The sequence below is a fragment of the Reichenbachiella sp. genome, from assembly GCF_039944555.1.
In the GTDB taxonomy this organism is placed as follows: Bacteria; Bacteroidota; Bacteroidia; order Cytophagales; family Cyclobacteriaceae; genus Reichenbachiella.
Genome location: NZ_JBDUYN010000009.1, coordinates 107,787 through 129,199 on the forward strand (window position 1 = coordinate 107,787; position 21,413 = coordinate 129,199).

Consider the following 21,413-nt stretch of genomic DNA (forward strand, 5'->3'; position numbering starts at 1 on the left):
AGGGGATTATTCTAGCTGATATTTGAGAACTTAATAATGAAAATAATGGCAAGTGGCAGGTCTCTTTTTGGGTGGTTTATATTCTCAGCAATGCTTTTTTATCATAAAAACGCATATTCACAAGAAAGATTAATCAATAGAGGGATTAAGTATTTCGAAAGAGGAAACTACGCTACGGCGCTAGCCCACTTCGAATCGAACAGTGACTCTATTGTTATGAGCAACGAATTAGTTCATTACATGTCACAATCTTATTTGGAATTGCACCAACCTCAGAAAGCCAAAGAGCTCATTGAAAAGTTATCGCAAATGGATGAAGCAAACACCTACAATCTAATTCGGGCAAATTATCAATTAGAGGATTTCTCTAGCGCCATGAATCTTGTCAATCAATCCCATCATTTAGATGATCCTGCATTTCGAAATCTAAAAAACAAAATAGGCAATACCATGGAACACTATGATAATAAGAAGGGATATATTGTTCAAAACTTTGGATCAAAAGTAAACAGCACACATAGGGAGTACAGCTCGGTAATATTCAATCATTATAATACTTTATTATTTACATCAAGAAAGGACAGTACCAAAAAATCCGACATTGACGGTTTATCATTTGAAACCATTTATAAAACTACTATTGATTCTAACAACAATTGGACCTTACCAAAAGCATTAGCTACTGACTTGGTCAAGGACAAAAGGCATGACGCCACTGTGCAGATATTCTCTAATGGAAAGAAGATGATCTCATATCATGATGGCAAATTATACAGTTCTTTTTTGAAAGATAATGTTTGGCAAATTGAAAGTGAGTTTAATTTTCATAATCAATTGGCGAGTGATACACACTGTTTTATCACTACGGATGAAAAAACAATATACTTTGCTTCTGATTTCCAATCCACTAGAATGGATCTGGATTTATACATGTCGCACATGCTTGAGGATGGCAAATGGTCCGAACCAGAACCACTTTCAGAACTGAATACAGATTATGACGAAGATTCGCCTTTTTTGGCAGATGATGGTACTTTTTATTTTAGCAGCCGTGGACACAACTCTATAGGCGGTTATGACATATTCAGATCCTCCTTTAACGAAGAAAATGGCAGCTGGTCAAAACCGATCAATCTTGGGTATCCTATAAATTCTGTAGGAGAAGACACATACTATTCCGTTCATGGAAAAGTCGGATACCTAACCTCGTCGCGACTGGGAGGATATGGATCTTTGGATTTATACCGTCTTTTTCTGTTTAATAAAGTCAAAATAGAAGGTCATGTAGCTAGTAAAAATGGCCAAATTCCACTCGCAAATGTTGAAATAGATTTAGAATATGATTCTTTATTTATTCGGAGTTACACAGACATCAATGGCAACTACTCTCTATACATGCCGATCAATAAGGAAATGCATGTAACCTTCATCAAAGACTCATTAGACATCCATGAAGACGATTACATTGTTAATGTTTCTTTTAAAGATCAAAACAACAATGAATTCAACTTTTTCATTGGCGCTAATGACTCAGAGCCAAAAGCGATTGCAAACTTGAATACCCATCCCAAGGTCAAAGAAATCAACATTGATATTAAAAATGACTTTGAAGAGAATCCCTTCATAGCAGTAGTACCCAATACGCGTGAAAGCTATTGGGTTGATAGCCTTAATTTGGTTTATGAAAAATCTAGTTATAGCCAAAACAAATCTCATGAGATGAACTCAATAGTCAAGGTTTTATACTTTGACTATGATCAGTATGAATTGAGCAATTCCAATCAAAAATTATTGGACTCCTTATGTGAAAGTTCACTTGTATACAACAATGTATCAAGTGTTCACATACTAGGTCATACAGACTCAAGAGGAGGCTCTCGTTACAACCAGCAATTGTCTTGGCAGAGGGCAAATGCAGTTTATGAATACATACTAGACAAGAAGATTTTGATTAATAATTTTTTGGTAAAGGGTGTAGGAGCAAAAAAACCTATAATGAAAGGGGATAACGAGGCAAGTCATTCAGAAAATAGACGCGTTGAAATAACATTTCACCAATATGAGCAGAAAAATGAGCTATAGCTTGATATTGGCAATCCTATTTTTTGTTAGTGCAACCAACAAAAGCGATATACCAAATAATAACGACTTACCTGGTATAGTCACGAATCAAAGCACGGGCGAAAAAATAGACGGTGTACAGGTGATCATTAATGACACAATTCATTCATTTTCAGATTCCACAGGATATATCATTTTCGAATCTTTTGATTTCGGAAAAAGGCCTGAAAAATTAATCGCAAAAAAAATGGGATTCGAACTGGCTTCTTGGGTGTATAACAATAGTGAATTGCTCATTGAAATGAGAGAGACAACCATAAGACATCTGAATGGTCAGGTGTTATTATCTGACGGCACTGGTTTATCAGCGGTTGAGATTGAATTCTTTGGACGTCAGGTGCAATCTACAATGACAGGAAATAAAGGTGAATTTTCATTTGAAATCCCAATTGAGGACAATGACATTTCTCCCAATCGCTTCAACATTGATGGTCATAGACTCCAGATGAGCATTGTTAATGACGATATTGAAAGTGCTACCATTCATCTCAAGCTGGTTGCTCATGAGATGTCAATGCCTCAAAAAGTAATCACGGTAAACCTTCAGAGCGTAAGAGGAACTCCAACAGAGGAAATATCAGTAATTATTAACGGAGAATATTATAAATCCGATAACAATGGATCATTGCTCATACCGGCAAATTCGAAGTTGAGTAATATTCATATTCAAGGTTACAAAGTTCTAGCAATAGACACACTCTTGAAATCCAATCAAATCGTTTTAACGATCAATAAAAGCACTCCTATGAGTCAATCACAAAAGACAGTTTTGGCAAGTGATAGCATTGTAGCAGACACTTTGATTCAATTGGCTCAAAACCCAGAGCAAGACTCCATGGCTATACAGGCCGAATTAGCCGTGAGTCAGGGGTTAGATAGTAGCAAATATTTTTTCAATAATCAGGAGGGTGAATTGAAGAAACAAGGTGATTTCATCAACAGCTTAAAGGACAGTGTTTCACGTCTCACGCATATTTCACACCTTGACCACAAGCATCTTTTGATTCAGTTAGAAGAATTGAACAAATCTATTGTTCTAAGTGAAGAAGCCTTCAAAACTACAAAAAATGCGAGCAGCGAGTTGATACTGAAACTAAGAACTATCCTCGAGGATAAGGATCGGGAGATTAAAGATATTCAAGAAGCAAAAGATGCCCTTGACCGAATGAATAAGGAAAATATAAAAACGTTCACTTGGATACTATTGGCATTAATCTTAATGCTACTAATGTCGCATTGGGTTAACAGAAGGTTTAAGAAGCAAAAAATTGTAATTGAGAAAACCAAGGAACAACTTTTGGAGGCTCAGGAAATGGCAAAAGTAACTAACATGGTATATGATTATAAGAAAAAAACATTTTCCTATTCAGACAACTTCTTTAAAACATTAAGAATATCTGATACAAAAAGAAAAAAAGCAATTCAGAATAGTTCTGACGAGTATATTCCGAATGAACTCATAGATAATGAAGATAGGTCAAGGGTCTTATTGAATTGGAAAAAAATGTTGGCCGCACAAGAACCTATCCACATCAGGTTTAAAGGAAAGACTGATGATAATGGGACGCTGTACATAGATATGAATTCTCAACTGGATTTTACGACCTCCGGCAAAAAAGAAAGTATTTCCGTCTCACTACAAAATGTTACCGAACAAACCGAAAACGAACTAAAATTAATCAATGCCCTGAAAGAGCTAGAAAGCACATCAAAGGCTAAAGAACATTTTATGGCATCAATGAGCCATGAAATAAGAACTCCATTAAATGCCATTATTGGATTAGCCGATCATTTACTTTCACAGAAATATTTGGATGGTCAGCTTGAAAACTTAAAAGCAATCGAGTTTTCAAGTAAACACCTCCTTTCCTTAGTCAATGACATGTTGGATTTTAGTAGGATCCGAGCAAGAAAATTGAAATTGAATATCGAGGTATTCGACATCATCAATTTGACCAAAGGACTTATAAAATCAATGTCAAATCAGGCGTCAGAAAAAGGGTTGCAGCTGGAAGAAGCCATTAGTTTAGAGTTGCCACAATATCTTATGGGTGACCAACTGAGGATTACACAGGTATTGATGAATTTGATCGGAAATGGAATAAAATTTACTACCACCGGATCAATTACTCTCGAAATGAAATTAGACCGTAAAACTCCGGATACAGTCTATGTAGGCTTTCATATAAAAGATACAGGTGTTGGCATTCATCAAGATAAGTTGCATAAAATATTTGAAGGTTTTGAACAGGAAAACATTTCTACCGCCCGGAAATACGGAGGTTCAGGCCTGGGACTTACCATATCCAAAGAATTAGTGAATCTGATGGGTGGTGAACTACAAGTGAAGAGCGAGACAGGGAAAGGCTCAGAATTCTTCTTCGTATTACCCTTAAAAATTGCCAAAGAGAAAGAAAAAGAGAAAGATAATGAGCTGAGCACTGAGATCAACGCAAGGAAAACCTTAATAAAAATGCGGGTTCTTTGTGTGGAAGACAACAAGATCAATCAACTGGTACTTTCACAATATTTTAACAAATGGAAGATAATTGTTGAATATGCCAATAATGGGTCGGAAGCTTTAGAAAAGTTTGACCCAGATCAGTTTGACCTGATATTTATGGATATAAGGTTGCCAGATATGGATGGTTATGAAGTAACACGCAAGCTTCTGGAACGATTTCCAGATTGTCCAACCCCAATTATTGCCTTAACTGCCGAAGTCAATGAGCATGCTGAAGAGAAGTTTATCGCAGCAGGAATGTCTGGCTTTTTACCTAAGCCATTTAAAGAAGAACAATTGCTGTTGACAATTCAAAAGTTTGAGAAATTAAAATGAAAAATACAAATCTAATAATGAGATGGAAGTAGAAAGTAAAATGGAAATCAACCTGGAAATATTAAAAGCGGAACATTTCGAACCAGGTTTTGCAGTTACCTTTTGTGATATGGTTATTGCTAAATTGGATGAGTTTAAAAATGACTACAAAGAATATGCGTTAAGTAAAAATACTGATGGCATTAAGTCAATTGTGCATGAGCTAATCGCAACACTGAGGTTTTTAAATCTAGAAGAAATGTGTGAAGTGATAAACCGGTATCAATCGATAGACCTTAACGACACATTTGCGATTCAGGAATTGGTCAAGGTAGTTGTTGATTATTGCTCACAACTTGAAAAAGCTCTGATCTCCTTCAGGCAAGAAAACTCAAACTAGCACTCTTGATTGTCAGATGAAGTTGGAGCTATTACAAATTATATATAAAGCAATAAAAAACCAGAAACACCTGTCTGAGGCATTTCTGGTTTAAACGCTTATTCCGTAAGGAACTATTTTATTTACTAAAAAATCTATTGTTTAACGATTCTATAAGTTGTAGCCTCATTTCCAATTCCTAATCTGAAAAGATACAGTCCACTGGGCATCTGCTCTGAATTCCATGTAATCTTATGACTACCTAAACTCAATGAATTGTCTTGAACTAAATCAACGACTTTAGCCCCCATCTGATTATAGACAGATAAGCTCACTTTCTGCTCTTCTCTTAGCGTAAAAGTAAGGCTCACCTCGTTATTAAAAGGATTAGGGTAAAATAGAACCGCATCCATATTCTCTTCAGGTAGTTCATCAGTTAACTGATTGGCGTGATCCAAATTTCTAGCGCTAGCTGCACCCAAACCATCCAAATAAGTTCTATGATTGTTAGAAAATTCAAAGTTGTAGAACTCATCCCAATTGATTGACCAGGTCATCAACCCTCTAAAATTTGGATATCCTCCCGAGTTAACCAGAGTATAGTTTCCGCCATAGGAAATACCCTTTACCAAATAATCCAAGGCCTGATGCACCGTAGCTGGTGTAGTGTACCCACCACCCGCAGCTTGCGGTGAGGCTGGTAAACCAATGGCCACCTGATCTTGTCTCAAAGCTGGAAATCCTGTAGCATGACCTGGCACTGGAAATCCTTGCAACAACATCTCAGCCATGGCCACTTGAAAATCAGCCGTTCCTTGCTGATAACATGGGCTATTCTGACCTAGTCCTAACATACATCCGGTATTGTAATGCTGTACATGGATATAATTCAGACGGTCTTTAAAAGCATAAATAACAGGCAAGTACGCACCTGCTCCCCCTCCATAACTATTCAACGCACCTTGCACATAAAGTGTCTCCGGAGCAGTTGTTAAAATAAAACCTGCACCAAAATGATTCAGTATGGTCTGGGTTCCGTTGATAAAGTTTACAATCTTAGGACTGGTTGGATTTCTGAAATCAGTATCTCCAGCATCCAAAGACAATGAGCTTCCTTCCAAATCAATATCCAGGCCATCAAATCCATATTCTGTAATGATGTTGATCATAGAACTGCTGTAGGCTTGTGCATCTGCTGCTGTAGTCAAATGAATAGCGCCGTTGGCACCACCAAGTGAAATCAGCACCTTCTTACCCTGGCTTTGCAGTACAGCCACGTCATTTTTAAATTCCTGAACGGTTGGATAAATGGCATTATCTGGCACAAAAGCCATCGTTGAGCCCAGTTGAGTCGATGGTTCTGCAAAGGAAATATTAATCACATCCCACTTGTCAGAAATTTCACTCAATTTTAATGCTCCGGCTCCGTTAATAAAATTATGCCAATAACCTACCAATACTCGATCAGGTAAGTCCCCTGTAGGTGGTGTAACCGTGCCTACTGTGATGTTTACAGGCGCGGAATCAACTGACGCATTTTCGTTATCTGTGGCCTTGGCAAGAAGTTGATGATTACCATCGGTTGAGGCCCAGGTAATAGAGTATGGTGAAGACAGGTCCTCTCCTATTTTGATGCCATTTACAAAGAACTCTACCTTAGAAACTGAGCCATCAACATCTGAAGCTGATGCAGAGATATTGACAGTTGCTCCAGTTGCATAATTCGTTCCACTCACGGGTGCCGAGATTGAGACAACGGGTAATTGATTTCCAGGAGGGTTCGTTCCACCACAGTCACCTAGATCGTTCCAGGCATCCTGCCAATGTGCCCCTACGCCAGGTTCGTAAGCCCATGCGGACCCATTACACCACCCACTAAATGGATAATCTTTACATTGATACTTCTTCCCATCGTTTTGAACTTCACTACCTGCTGAATAACCTCCATTTTCCAGATACTGAGGTGCCGTGCAATCGCCACCACCATCAGCAACCACTGTGATATTTACTGGCGAAGAGGTAGTAGATGCGCTTTCGTTATCTGTTGCGACAGCAGTTAAGGCAAAGTTTCCTTCCGTACTGGTCCAATCTAAGCTATAAGGAGATGACAAATCTTCGCCAACCTTAGTCGCCCCAACGAAAAATTCAACTTTAGAAACTGTACCATCAGAATCTCCAGCCGTTGCTGCGATCGATACTATGTCTCCTACCGTATAACTAGCTCCATCAGCAGGTGCAGTAATACCGACAGTAGGTGGCACATTACTACCAATTGCTGTCACCGTAACATTCACAGTTGACGAGGTAGCTGTTGCCCCAAGATCATCAGTAGCTACTACAGATAAAGCATAACTTCCGGCTAAAAAAGATTGAGAAAAGCTGTATGGTGCTGAATTATCATCTCCTACTTTGGTTCCATCTACAAAGAACTCTACAAGCGTGACTGTGCCATCTGAATCACTGGCACTAGCATCTATTACAACATTTCCTTCATTAAAAGAGGAGTTATTGACTGGACTTGTAATTGAAACCGTTGGAGCCTGATTTTGAGGGTCTCCACAGGGGCCCAAGTCTAGCCAATGTGCATATTGTCCATTATGCGTAGATGGGTCATTGTTTTGCGTCCAATAATTCGCTTGATACAATATGCCATTATGAGAAACCTGATCTCCTCCGTTATAAACAGTACTCGCGTCCCAGGCGGGAGCCGAACAGGTACTTGGAGTAGAAGAGGTCACAGTTACTTGATCCGTTTCAGTCAAACCATCATTATCCGTGGCAGTAGCCAAGATGGTATGAGAACCATCGGCACTTGGAGTCCAGTTAGCTGTGTAATTACCTCCACTCAAAGTAGCCGCATAGCTCTGCCCATCTACGGTAAAAACAACACTGGCTATTGTACCATCACTGTCAGACGCATTAGCTGTCAAGATAGCTGACGCACCTGTCGTCAGTTCTTCTCCCGCTGATGGACTTGAAATAGATACCTGTGGGTCTATTCCTGTACCATCAGAAACACTTATCGCAATCGCAGATGAGGTTCCGGAAGCAGCCTCATTATCAATTGCCTTTGCAGTCAGAGCATAGTTACCAACGGCAGCATTGTTCCATGTAAAACTATATGGAGACGAAGTATCTTCGCCCAGCTTCGTAGTTCCTGCGAAGAATTCAACTTTGGTCACTGTTCCATCTGTATCAGAAGCACCAGCCTCCAAAGTGATTGATTCTCCTACTTGAAAAGAAGTTCCGTCTAGTGGAGCAGTTAAGGTTGCGGTAGGTGGTTGGTTTAGGGGTGTGCCTCCATCTGCGAATACTTCATTGATTTTATTGACTAATTCAGAGTTGACATTGGACCAGCGCTTCAATTTGGTTCCAAATGATTGAGCTGTACCACTGAACTCAAGATCGCCATAAACTGTCCATACAATCGTACCTGCCAGATTATTGTCTTTCACATACTGTGCTTTAAGTCCGATAGATTGCTCATTGTCATAACTCAGAAAGAAGTTGTCCTTAGTCAAATAAGGTACCTTGGCCTGATCATCCCAATGCTCAGTCCATCCACTACTTGCCCCAAGTGCTTGTTGCTTGATGAAGAAATAGTTTGGTGTGCCATCATAGACATCCTTCGGCCAATTTGTAAAATCAGCACACGTACTAATAGGACCATCCGGTTGCACATTTTCGTTACGCTTTACCGTAGCAGCGTTCAATGAAGCAGAGCCATTTGTAATCACTCCTCGACCATAAAAAGCAGACCCCATGTTGATCTTGGCTGCAGGAACACCCATTGCGACCAATCCATTAAACGTATCATGCCAGTTGGCCTGAGGGGCCTCTGCATTGTCATAGGTATAAAGTGGCGAATTATGTCCGGCCTTATTCGACCAGCCTCCGTTGTAATCATAGGACATCATATTGAAGTAGTCCATGGTGTTTGCCAATCCGGCCCAATCAAATCCTTGCAGCTTAGGAACAGCTGCAGAGAAAGCGGCAGTTATTAGTTTATCCGGACCTATGGCTACCCGAATTTCCTCTACCAAAATTTTGAAATTATTGTAGTCAGCAGTCGTTCCTGTAAAATTCATACCACTGTATGGTCCCGGATACTCCCAATCCAAATCAATCCCATCAAATCCCATATTGATAAGCTTTTGGCAATCTGCGATAAAAGTGGCCCTCTTTACCGGATCAGCAGCCATTTCAGGAAAATGCTTACACATACTCCATCCACCAATTGATGCCATAACTTTCACGCCATTCTGATGAGCCATCTCAAGAATCCCTGGAGCTCCTCCCTCTTTTGGTACCGGAATAGGTAGGGCACCGCTCAAACCCCAAGCGGGATGACTCCAGGTATTTCCACCCAGTTCTACCACATATCCATGCGATTCAGCCCTTAGCTTCGCCGCCTCATTGACATGTTGAATGGGATCGAGTTCACCAAATAGAATGTGGAAATCCCAGCTGCTATAAATGTCAGTGAACAGAATATCAGCTGGCGCCTGAACGGCTCCAGATTGATAGATATTCTTATTCCTGTGATCACCACTATGTAAAGAACCATCTTGTGCTACTCCAAAAAATGAATAGTTTAGAATTGTGTATTTGGAGTAATCAATATTCATGTGCGTAAGAGCACCTGCCGATGGCAGACCGGCATTCGCCGCTTTCCATGCATCCCATTGTGTGATATACCCAATAATCTGCTTCGAATGATTAGCCGTAGTTGCATTTCCGCCTGTATCAACCTGTGCGAAGGTCATAGGTACAAGCAATACTTGAAATAGTAAATAGAGAGATAATTGGTGCAGTTTACGATGGACGCACCTCTTCCAGCTCATAGTTTTATATGAGTGTTTCATAGTTAGTTTGGTATAAATGAATAATTAATTTACCTGGTATGCGCTTACCAATTTAGAAGCTAGCCAATCATTTATCCGTTTTAGAATTATTTAGCTCAATGGGGACAAGTCATCGCGGAATTGCAGATATATTCCATTGTTAAAAAAAATGTAGGATGTTTGTCGGAAGAGGTGCTTCGTATTTTTCAACGAAGGCCCGCATTCGAATTATTTATTGCACTTGCCATTCAATATTCACTTCAAAAAATTCCTTTTTAGTAATTCCAAGAATACATTTTTCCTTTAGGTAGGTAGAATTTATCCTTCTCAATGCATTTATCATTCAAATGAATCAACCGCTTTAACCTGCACTATTTATTATCTGATATAAAGTAATACAAACCATTTTGTGGTTAAAATATTATTAAAAGATGAAAGAGAAGTTCAGAAGTGTTTGCTATGCGTTTTGCGCCGTTTTATTGTTGACTGCGGGGCTTAATAATCAAAGCAGAAGGCTTAATAAGAAAAGCACTGATCTTTCATCTATCATTTCTGAGAAGTTATTCCTTATTCAATGCTATCGCACAAATAGTATAAAAAAAGAATCCGAAGTGATTCTAAGTTATCAAGAACATCTGATACAGAAAGTGGATAGCGCCCTATTCATCGTTTCGAAACCATAAACCAGCATCTAATTTTTTCTTATTAAAAATTTAATACATGACCACATTCTTTAAGATTTCACCCACGGTTATAATCTGTCTGTTTCTCTCAATCGCTTCATCATGTACGCAAAAAATATGTCCGACGTACGATGGAGCCGTACCTCCCAAAATGATTAACTATTAAAATAAAACCATCATGACGACTTGTTTAAATGATTTCAAACTGAAGCACTGTATGGCCCAGCTGGTTATAGACCTGACATCGCCTATTGAACTCTTATTGGCTATTTATCTAATTGCGACTTGCCAAAACCGTAATCCACATCAACTTAAAGTTCCTGATCTGAATCAGAACAATGAATTGAATATTAACCTAAATAGAAACCGATTTTAGATTGAAAAATATTAACTAAATAATTAATGACAGCTATTCTAAGGATAATAAGGAGCTATTATAGAAAAGTTAGAAGAGGTCGACCGGAAATAATTGACGTAGCCTATTTTCTCACAAGAAAAAATGTCCCTGACCAATAATTTTTATGTGATTAGTTAAGATACGAATTCGGGGCACCTTCTTATTTTAATCAATATTGGCAAAATAGGCAAATTGTATCCGAATCGGAATTGTTTGAATTTAGAATTGGATGGTACGGCTTAACGAAGTGAGGTGCTATAAATGAAATATTGAAAGGCCCATTTATCGAGCCTTATTTTGGTACTGAATTTATTCCATTTAAAGTTAGATAGGCTCATGGAGAGCACACTATGAGAAAAAACAATGAAAACCGATGGGAAGCAAATCGAAAATATTTTTTACGATTCAGATACTCTCCTTTCTTAGAGAGGCAAAATCTAAACAGCATAAATTAGGATTTCATAAAGGGTATGAATATACAAACTTGCGGGATGCAATGTTCAATTTATTGTTAGAACATGATTACCCCCTATGCATAGACACCTCTAGGTACAATTCGATCGATACTTCAAAACTAAAGAATCAGCTAGCAAAGGGCATAGCAGCAATTGTTAAAAACAAACTAAACCTTGAACGCCCAAATGTGAATAACTCAAAAAATGTTTATTCGATCGCAAAAGTTTTGCTTCTAAGAAGTGGTTAAGACTTTGTTGCCAAATTCAGCAATTTCCAATCAAGATACTTCATATCGATTATAGCAGATATTTAAGCGAAAATTGGCTTGATCCTCAATTTATGGCAATGTATCAATAATGAGAAAATAAAAAAAACGACCTCAAATTGAAGTCGTTTTTTTTTATTTTCTAGCTTTATATATTTCTATTCAGCTACGACGTTGATTGTTACATTGTGTTGAACTTCCTTGTGTAAATCCAAAGACACTTTATATTCACCTACGTTCTTTACCTGACCCTCAAAGCTTATTTTTTTTCTGTCTATTTCAAACCCTTTAGCAGCTAAGGCATCAGAAACTTGTAGTGCAGTAATAGCACCAAAAATCTTACCGCTTTCGCCAGCTTTAGTTTTGATTTCTAATACAACTTCTCCAATTGAATTGGCAAGATCCTGAGCATCTTGTCTTAGCTTCTCAGCCTTATGAGCTGCTTGTCTGATATTTTCAGCAATCATCTTACGATTAGAAACATTTGCTATCATAGCGAACCCTTGCGGGATCAGGTAGTTTCTACCGTACCCTGGCTTTACGTCTACCGTATCATTTTTATATCCAAGGCCTTTGATATCTTCTTTCAATATAATTTCCATGTCCTTGTTTTATTTAAGTGAATCAGTAACATAAGGTAACAAAGCAATATGTCTGGCTCTTTTAATAGCTTGAGAAACTTTACCTTGAAATTTCTGACTTGTTCCAGTCAATCTTCTAGGCAAAATCTTACCTTGTTCGTTTACAAACTTCAATAGAAAGTTGGCATCCTTGTAATCAATATACTTGATACCATTCTTTTTGAACCTACAGTATTTTTTCTTCTGATCGGCTCTGTTAATTGGCTCGTTTACTAGTGTCATGATTTTACCTCCTCTTTCTTTTTGTTAAATGCACCACTCTTTCTTTTTACATTGTAAGCCAGTGCATGCTTGTCCAACGCAGTAGTCAAGAACCTTAAGATTTTTTCATCTCTTCTATACTCAGTCTCAAGCATATCTACTAATGTAGGTTCTGCTTCAAACTCGAACAATTGATAAAACCCTGTTTTTTTGTGCTGAATCGGATAAGCTAATTTCTTAAGGCCCCAGTTTTCTTCGTTGATGATTTTCGCACCTCCATCTTCTAGTACCTTCTTAAACTTTCCGACAGCATCCTTCATCTGATCGTCAGACAAAACGGGAGTTAAAATGAATACCGTCTCGTAATTTTTCATTATGAAATATTTAGTTTAAAAAATTTTGAGGTGCAAAAGTAGGAAGTATTGTGATAATCACCAACAAGACCACCATCTTTTGAAGGTTATAAGTCCCATTTTTCATTCAAATGACTGAAGGCATGATGTCCTGTCAAGTCAAATTGACAAGGCACAATAGATATGTAGTTGTTGGCTATCGCCCACTCATCATTATCTTCACCTTTATCATGATTTACAAAGTTTCCGACCATCCAGTAATAATCCCTACCATGTGGATCCCTTCGCTTGTCAAATTCCTCTTCCCATCGCGCATTTGCTTGTCTGGTCACTTTGATTCCTTTTATTTTCTCATTCTGCTTAGGAGGAATATTTACGTTTAATGCAATTCCTTCAGGGAGGCCATGCGCTAAAGCCTCAGAAGCAATCTTCAAAATATGGTCATCAACATGCGAAAAGTCCGCATGCCAACTAAAATCACAGAGCGAAAATCCAATTGCCGGTGTTCCTTCAATGGCCCCTTCGATAGCTGCGGACATCGTCCCGGAATACAACACGCTGATACTCGTATTAGCACCATGATTGATCCCGCTAACAACCAAGTCCACTTTTCTGCCTTTAAGCACCTCATGTTTGGCAAGCTTAATACAATCTGCAGGAGTACCTGAACATTTGTAGGCCTGGATACCCCCAAAAATATCAGTTTTAGACAAGCGGAGTGTGTCCCCAACTGTGATTGCATGCCCCATACCTGATTGTGGTCCATCGGGCGCTACTACTACGACCTCGCCAATTTGACACATTAGTTCAACGAGTTTTCTAATACCAGATGAGGTAACGCCGTCGTCGTTTGAAATCAAAATTAGAGGTTTGGACATTTGATCGTCTTTTAATGTGGTCTTTAAATTTGTTGCGTGCAAAATAAACGAAAAAAAAGACCCAATTTTCATCGGGTCTTTAACAATAATTAAAGATTTTGAAAATCAGCCGCCCTTAATGACATAGCCATCAGCAATCAATCTAAATTCATTAAATATTTTAGATGTAGCTACTTTAATGTTTTTCCGTGAATCCTTGTTATCTCTTGAAAAAACTCCAGAAGCATAACCCTGCCAAACTGTTTGCTTCTTTTTTCTGTCAAAGAAAACTACAAGCAGAGTTCCATCGTTCATTTCATAATTACTCACCCGGTATTCTTCTCCTGCAACTTCTTCATCTTCAAAGAAATCCTTAGAAGGATTCTGTTTTTTGTCCTCCCCCTCTGCAACAATTTCATTGTTAACCCAACTTTCAAAGTGAGGCTGATTATATCCCCTTAAGGAGAAGTTGTCATAAAATATTTTATACATCACCAGCAAATCGGGCTTTTTTGCTTGCTTGAAATACCCCTGCGCTCCCATCCTGGAGGCAATAGTCTTTTCTAATATCTCACGATGATAAAGTGTATCATTTTCCGGACTAGACATAAAATTGTATGTCCTGTATTTTTTGAATTTACCTCCATAACTGTAATCCGAATCGGTTATGAAGTCTTTTTGTGAAAGACAACTGCCCAATAGAATGATGACAGCAAATAGAGAATAATTTTTGAGTGATGTTGAATATGCTCGTATCATTGGTTTTTTTGATTTACAATTGAAGTAACAATCCCATTGCTATAATGATTGAACCCTACAATTTAACTAAAATTTATCTATTCGTAATTATTAACAGTGAATTGAATTAATAAATTCAGTTCTTGTAAAATAGACGACAACGTTATATAAATTTGAATTTTCAAAACCCTATAGTGATGTCAAGAATATTAATTATTGGCGCTGGAGGTGTAGGTAGAGTTGTTGCCTACAAATGCGCACAAAACTCAGATGTCTTTTCTGATATTTGGATGGCCAGTCGAACGAAATCCAAATGCGAACAAATAGCCGGTGATGTATTTTCAGAACTAAAAGTCGAAATTCATACTGCCCGGGTCGATGCAGATAATGTTCCTGAATTAGTTGAACTCATTAATGAAATTAAGCCAAAACTAATTATCAATGTTGCCCTTCCCTATCAGGATTTAACTATTATGGATGCCTGTCTTGAAACTGGTGTCCATTATCTCGACACAGCTAATTACGAGCCCAAAGATGAGGCAAAATTTGAATACAAATGGCAATGGGCTTATCAGGACAAATTCAAACAGGCCGGACTTGCTGCAATACTAGGTTGTGGTTTTGACCCTGGTGTTACAAGCATTTATACGGCTTATGCCGCTAAGCATCATTTTGATGAAATTCACTACCTTGATATTGTGGACTGCAACGGGGGTGACCATGGTAAAGCATTCGCAACCAATTTCAATCCAGAGATTAATATTCGCGAGGTGACTCAAAAAGGCAGGTATTATGATAATGGCGAATGGATAGAAACAGAGCCTCATGAAATCCGACAAGAACTCTCTTATCCAAACATTGGTGAACGTTCTTCTTATGTAATCTATCATGAAGAGTTGGAATCACTGGTCAAAAACTTCCCTTCATTAAAAAGAGCAAGATTTTGGATGACCTTTGGTGATGAATACCTGACGCATTTGAGAGTAATTCAAAACATTGGGATGGCCGGTATAGAACCAGTCAATTATGAAGGAAAAGAGATTGTTCCTTTGCAGTTTTTGAAAGCTGTATTGCCCGATCCGGTAAGTTTGGGGGAAAACTATGAAGGCGAAACCTCAATAGGCTGTAGAATCAAGGGCATGAAAGATGGTAAAGAGAAGACATATTATGTCTATAACAATTGTAAACATCAGGATGCTTTCAACGAGACAGGTGCACAAGGGGTGTCATATACTACCGGAGTACCAGCTATGATCGGGGCCATGATGGTGTTGACGAACGAATGGACTGGCTCAGGAGTATTTAATGTTGAAGAGTTCAATCCTGATCCATTCATGGAGAAACTAAATATCCAAGGTCTTCCTTGGCATGAGCTGCACGATATAGATTTGGAAGTAAAATAGTACATGCAAATCATGATTCCCTCCCCCAGCTTTGTCCTTGACGAACAGGCTTTGGAAAACAATCTAAGGTTGATCAAGCGTATTGCTGATCAGGCCGAGATTGAAATTATTCTGGCATTCAAGGGGTTTGCTATGTGGAGTGCTTTTCCTACTGTACTCAAATATGTGTCCGGTGCTACAGCAAGTTCGCTGCATGAGATGATGCTTTGCAATGAGTTTATGCATACCAAATCCCATACCTATGCGGTTGCCTATAAAGAAAGTGAGATAGGTCAAATTCTAGATGGCACTAGTCACATTTCTTTCAATTCTCTGAATCAGTTACAACAGTTCGGTGAAAGAGCAAAAAAACAAGGTGTATCGGTAGGACTACGGATCAATCCTGAATTCTCTGACGTAAAAACCGACTTGTATAATCCTTCATCCCCTACATCCAGATTGGGTGTGAAATCTGATAGTTTAAAAAATGGAATTCCGAACTTTGTCGAAGGCCTCCACTTTCACGTACTATGCGAATCTGACTCTTATGCACTAGAGCAGACCTTAGCGGCAGTTGAAGAAAAATTTGGCCACTTGTTGCCACAAATTAAATGGCTCAACATGGGTGGGGGGCATCTGATGACTCGAAAAAATTATGACACAAAGCATTTGGTCGAAATATTGAGGGCATTTAAGGCCAAGCACGGCTTGAATCTGATTTTGGAGCCCGGTAGTGCCTTTGCCTGGGAAACAGGGACATTAAAAACAACTGTTCTCGATATAGTTGATCATGGGAGTGTAAAAACGGCCATCATTGATGCCTCTTTCACTTGCCATATGCCTGACTGTCTGGAAATGCCATATAGACCCAATCTTGCCTATGGCTATTCTGATGCAGATAGAGGGGAATTCAAATATCGGCTGGGTGGAGTAAGTTGTTTGGCTGGGGATTTCCTTGAAGATTATTCATTTGATAGACCACTTACTATTGGTGATGAAATTGAATTTTTGGACATGATACACTATACTATGGTGAAAACCACAACATTCAACGGTGTACAACATCCGGCTATTGTAATCAGAAAGAAAAGCGGTAAGCTCGAACTGGTCAAAACCTTTAATTATGAGGATTATAAAAACAGATTGTCCTAATCTGCATTTATTATCAATGTCGAACTATGATTTTATGTGTTTCGATTGTCTGTCCAGTACTTACCTTAAGAAGGTATATTCCATCTAAAAGTGCTTGCACAGATAGGTGGTTTGTAATTCCGGAGGTAATCATTCTGCCCGAAAGATTAAACAACTCATAGTGATCAAATTCACCTTCAATGTTCAATATATTATCAGTTGGATTGGGGTAAACATTTAGCTCAGCACTCATCAGGTCATTTGTTCCTGCAACTACAAAATCAGAGTCTGCAAAAACTGGTCGCAACATAATAATTCCTTCCACTTTTGCATTTCGAGTCCATCTCCCCTCTGTGTTCACTACTATTTTCTGGGTCCCAATCAGATTATTGTTGTCCAAACCTATGCCTATATAATCATTAGTGAATTGCTGGAGAGCAACATAAAATTCTCCGGAAACTATAACCGGAATATCAAAAGTGAAACGATCGAATACGTTGAGCCCTGCACCTCCCGTTATTACAAACTCCTGCAATCGCATCACATCCCTCGCTGCACCTGTAGTATCACTTAGAATAGATAAAATGATACGTTCGCCTGAAGCTGAAGGGTTTATCTGAGGGAAATAGATATCCACGTGAGTCAGGGTGTCCTGACTCGGAATATTGAAATAAACAGCAATTTGAGCTTCATTTTTGTTTAGGCCTGCTGCATATTCAGCTTGACCATCGTCATAGGCTAACGTTTGATGAATTTCGTGATACCTTCTGACTGTGTCATTAAGTCTGTAGTTGTAAAACGGGTCAACCAAATAAACTGTATCACTTCCGTTGATTTCAGTAATAAAAAAATCATCACTCGTTCTTAATATTAGCTCTGATTCAAGGAACAAAGAATCAGTTGCAGCAGCCTGTAAGTTAGCAGAATTTGCCGCTGCGACATTTATTGTATTACGGCCTAAATTTGCCAATGGAGGACCAGTTGTTGCTGGAATATTATACAAAATGCTATTGAGTAAGGTATCTCTGAGCGAATACTGATAGGATACTGGGTGTATGTTATTTTGCAAAGTAGAAATTTCAACATCAATGCTCTTATAAATGCTGTCAGGGAAATCAAATAGAACATCGTAGGGTATCATCGTATATTGGCTAAACATTGAGCTTGGTAAACTGGCAATGGCTCGATCAATTATGGACTCGCTATCTATAGTACGATCCTGATTGAGATAAACATAGTCTATATGCCAGGTATCATAGGGTCCACCACTGTTTCCCACGGCCGTGAATTGAAACTGAAATCCTGAATGGAAATATTCATCAAGTTCAATCTGAATAGCATGTTTTGTAAATCCTTCATGCCGATTTTCAGGAACACCAGCTAAGTCGAAGACTTTGACCCATTCTCCTGTAGCATCTTTGAATTCAAGTCTTAACGAATCTTTATTTTCCGGAACTTCACCTAATCCTCCCATTTGCCAATAAAAAGACAAATAGACCGATGCTCGTTTAGCCGCAGATACCAGTGACAAATCTATGGGCTGAGAAGTCAATTGATCTATTACTATGCTTGTTCCTTCTCCAGACAGGTGAGGATTGCCATTCAAATCATTGCCATCAAATGATGCCACATTAATTGTTGGAGCAATTTTTCCTAAAGTACCATTGACCAAAACTCCAGTATTCAGCTCCCAGAGGGTACTATCTGGAGTAATTGATGAAAAAGAAAAGTCATCCCAAAAAGGTAATGAAATTGTGTCCTTTGTTGCCAGGACACGAGATTGAATTGTATGTGATAACTCATTTTGAATCCTTTTGATTGGCTGAACCAGAAGTTGTGCATAACTGGTCACCGTACAGATTGTCAGGCAAACAATTAAACCAATACGAGATTTAAACATTTTCATACTTCTCTAAAACGATGAATCAGATTTTTATTTTGTAATTAAAAAGATCAATCTGACACCAAATCCAATGTCGGTATTTCTTCAATCTTAGTAGAGTCTACCTCAACTATCCACAAATCTATTTCTTGTCCGATTCTTGCTTTGTTTTTTGTGTTAGGAGTATGCTTGAATACTCGACCTGGTTCGGCTTCTATTGATTCAATCACGGCCTCCCCATTCGAGGCTTCCTTTTCCTTAATGATTTTGCCCTCTTTTTCATAAAAGACATCTCCAAGTTTCAAGCCATAACCCCTCATAACAAATACAGCCTCATCTAAATCCATATCTGTGAGGTTCATCATCTGAAAAGTCTGGTTGCCCAAACCATCCCCAACTTCAAAGTCAATTTTAGAACCCTTCGGAATTTCTTCTCCGGCCTTAAGCTTTTTGCCCTTATAATATTGGCCTAAAATCGTATTGAGTGCAAAATCCGGTTTATATCTTATTTCACCAAGCAGCAACCCCAAACTTCTCAATTCTAACTGCGCATTTTTCAATGAGCGTTGAATCAAGGATGGCATCTTTACTACTGGTGGCTTAGATGCATTAAGCGTGATATATATTTTTCTACCTTCCTTCACTTTGGCTTCGGCCAATGGGAATTGCTTTAAAACAGCTAAGGGTGGGAATTTTGGTGAGTATCCAGAGTCTGGCTCTACCTCATACCTCAAATCTCTTTCTTCTAGAAACTCCCCTAAATCGTCTAGCAATATGCCTTCCAGATTCGGAACCGTCATGCTTTCACCATGATTGGTTGTAATTGGTAAATAAATGTAAAAAACAAATAGCAAAATGCCAATTGAAGCTAATCCTGCTATCCCTATATGCATTAACAGCTCCTTCTTTCCAGGTTCGGATTTACTCATTTTTTTCTTTCAACTAGGTGACGCGGCAAATTACACGGAATCCTTGAAAAAAATAAATAAAAGGTATTCATAAAAACAAACACCTCACGATTTCAAAATAAAACATGAGCCAAGTATCACGCCTCTACATAACAGGCAGGCTAACCGCACAGCCAAAATTACTCTCTTTGAACTGGTCCCTTGTTATGTCATTTTTGAAAAGCATTATCTGATTGTATATGAAAATTAAAATTCTTCTTATTTACATTTGCCGCAATGATGGAGAACAAAATAAAAGTAGGAATCTTATTCGGTGGAAAGTCAGCCGAACATGAAATCTCGCTCAGGTCTGCCAAAAATGTCATTGAGGCACTTGACAAGGATAAGTATGAACCGGTGCTTATTGGGATAGACAAAAACGGAAAGTGGCTTTATAACGAACAGACTTCTCTGATTCTCCATGCAGACAACATTGAAAAAATAAGTCTAAATCAGGAAAGTGAAAACGTGGCCCTTATTCCTCAAAGCGAAGGTCAATTATCCGGCGCTGGTGAAAAAGTAGACGTGGTGTTCCCAATTCTTCACGGACCTCTCGGTGAAGATGGCACCATTCAAGGCCTGCTCAAATTAGCCAATATTCCTTTCGTTGGAGCGGGGGTGTTAGGTTCAGCTGTTGGAATGGATAAAGACGTGATGAAAAGATTGCTCAGAGATGCCGGACTTCCTATTGGGAAATATCTAGCCTTACGCTCACACCAGCAGCGCCCTACTTTCGAAGACGTGGCCAAGGAACTTGGAGTACCGTGCTTTGTGAAACCGGCTAATTTAGGCTCGTCTGTGGGTATTAATAGAGTAGATAATCAGGAACAATATATCAACGCCTTAGATGAGGCATTTTCATTTGATCATAAAATAATTATTGAAGAATTCATAGATGGACGAGAAATAGAATGCGCAATACTGGGAAATGAAAACCCTAAAGCTTCAATTCCAGGAGAAATATCGTTCACTCACAGTTTCTATTCGTATGAAGCTAAGTACCTTGATGATCAAGGGTATAAGATAGATATCCCGGCCAACATTACTGAAGAGCAAATCATGGCAGTTCAGAAAATTGCCATTCAAACTTTTCAAATACTTGAATGTGAAGGATTTGCAAGAGTAGACGTATTTCTTACAAAAGATGGAAAAATACTGGTGAATGAGATAAATACAATTCCCGGCTTCACCCAAATTAGTATGTATCCAAAACTCTGGGAGGCTTCAGGCCTAGCTTATTCTGATTTAATAGATGAATTGCTGCAATTGGCCATCTCCAGATTTGAAAAGGAAAAACAAATCAGAAGCTCGGTTTAGT

At 38.6% G+C, this 21,413-nt stretch carries 14 protein-coding genes; 6 read left to right on the plus strand and 8 right to left on the minus strand.

Annotated features, from left to right (window positions below):
- The first annotated feature begins 36 nt into the window (after window positions 1-36).
- The 3 genes from ABJD64_RS16835 to ABJD64_RS16845 are packed head-to-tail and all read left to right on the plus strand — an operon-like array spanning window position 37 to window position 5,339.
- Complete coding sequence (locus ABJD64_RS16835) at window positions 37-2,082, plus strand: OmpA family protein (protein ID WP_348181750.1); 2,046 nt, start codon at window positions 37-39, stop codon at window positions 2,080-2,082.
- Complete coding sequence (locus ABJD64_RS16840) at window positions 2,060-4,960, plus strand: response regulator (RefSeq protein WP_348181751.1); 2,901 nt, start codon at window positions 2,060-2,062, stop codon at window positions 4,958-4,960. Before ABJD64_RS16835 ends, ABJD64_RS16840 begins: the two co-directional genes overlap by 23 nt.
- 22 nt (window positions 4,961-4,982) lie before the next feature.
- Window positions 4,983-5,339 carry a hypothetical protein gene (locus tag ABJD64_RS16845; RefSeq protein ID WP_348181752.1) on the plus strand — a complete coding sequence of 119 codons (357 nt, stop codon included), beginning with the start codon at window positions 4,983-4,985 and terminating at the stop codon, window positions 5,337-5,339.
- 134 nt (window positions 5,340-5,473) lie between these two features.
- On the opposite strand, the gene ABJD64_RS16850 is transcribed toward ABJD64_RS16845, so the two are convergent.
- From ABJD64_RS16850 to ABJD64_RS16875, 6 genes are all read right to left on the minus strand, one after another.
- Entirely contained in the window at window positions 5,474-10,162 is a 4,689-nt protein-coding gene (locus ABJD64_RS16850) for a glycosyl hydrolase family 18 protein (protein ID WP_348181753.1), read from the minus strand.
- 1,959 nt (window positions 10,163-12,121) lie between these two features.
- On the minus strand, window positions 12,122-12,565 hold the full coding sequence (gene rplI / locus ABJD64_RS16855) for a 50S ribosomal protein L9 (protein WP_348181754.1): 444 nt from the start codon (window positions 12,563-12,565) through the stop codon (window positions 12,122-12,124).
- 9 nt (window positions 12,566-12,574) lie between these two features.
- A complete protein-coding gene (gene rpsR / locus ABJD64_RS16860; RefSeq protein ID WP_263050496.1) occupies window positions 12,575-12,826 on the minus strand; it encodes a 30S ribosomal protein S18 in 252 nt (83 codons plus the stop codon).
- A complete protein-coding gene (gene rpsF, locus ABJD64_RS16865; protein WP_348181755.1) occupies window positions 12,823-13,179 on the minus strand; it encodes a 30S ribosomal protein S6 in 357 nt (118 codons plus the stop codon). Before rpsF ends, rpsR begins: the two co-directional genes overlap by 4 nt.
- Window positions 13,180-13,265: 86 nt before the next feature.
- Window positions 13,266-14,036, minus strand: a complete 771-nt coding sequence (surE, locus tag ABJD64_RS16870; RefSeq protein WP_348181756.1) for a 5'/3'-nucleotidase SurE — start codon at window positions 14,034-14,036, stop codon at window positions 13,266-13,268.
- A gap of 105 nt (window positions 14,037-14,141) precedes the next feature.
- The gene (locus tag ABJD64_RS16875; RefSeq protein ID WP_348181757.1) at window positions 14,142-14,774 is read right to left on the minus strand and encodes a DUF4136 domain-containing protein; all 633 of its coding nucleotides are present in this window, start codon (window positions 14,772-14,774) and stop codon (window positions 14,142-14,144) included.
- 176 nt (window positions 14,775-14,950) lie between these two features.
- On the opposite strand from ABJD64_RS16875, the gene ABJD64_RS16880 reads away from it, so the two are divergent.
- Both ABJD64_RS16880 and nspC read left to right on the plus strand, forming a co-directional pair.
- Window positions 14,951-16,156 (plus strand): saccharopine dehydrogenase family protein, encoded by a 1,206-nt coding sequence (locus tag ABJD64_RS16880; protein WP_348181758.1) that lies wholly within the window; start codon window positions 14,951-14,953, stop codon window positions 16,154-16,156.
- Between the two features lie 12 nt (window positions 16,157-16,168).
- Window positions 16,169-17,287 carry a carboxynorspermidine decarboxylase gene (gene nspC / locus ABJD64_RS16885; protein WP_348181759.1) on the plus strand — a complete coding sequence of 373 codons (1,119 nt, stop codon included), beginning with the start codon at window positions 16,169-16,171 and terminating at the stop codon, window positions 17,285-17,287.
- Window positions 17,288-17,300: 13 nt separating this feature from the next.
- Here the strand turns inward: nspC and ABJD64_RS16890 are convergent, their stop codons facing one another.
- Both ABJD64_RS16890 and ABJD64_RS16895 read right to left on the minus strand, forming a co-directional pair.
- The gene (locus ABJD64_RS16890) at window positions 17,301-19,166 is read right to left on the minus strand and encodes a T9SS type A sorting domain-containing protein (RefSeq protein ID WP_348195185.1); all 1,866 of its coding nucleotides are present in this window, start codon (window positions 19,164-19,166) and stop codon (window positions 17,301-17,303) included.
- A 53-nt stretch (window positions 19,167-19,219) separates the two neighbouring features.
- Window positions 19,220-20,077, minus strand: coding sequence for a PASTA domain-containing protein (locus ABJD64_RS16895; protein ID WP_348181761.1), 858 nt, complete (start codon window positions 20,075-20,077; stop codon window positions 19,220-19,222).
- Between the two features lie 255 nt (window positions 20,078-20,332).
- Between ABJD64_RS16895 and ddlA the strand changes: the two genes are divergently transcribed.
- A complete protein-coding gene (gene ddlA, locus ABJD64_RS16900; RefSeq protein ID WP_348181762.1) occupies window positions 20,333-21,412 on the plus strand; it encodes a D-alanine--D-alanine ligase in 1,080 nt (359 codons plus the stop codon).
- The last annotated feature ends 1 nt before the right edge of the window (window position 21,413 follow it).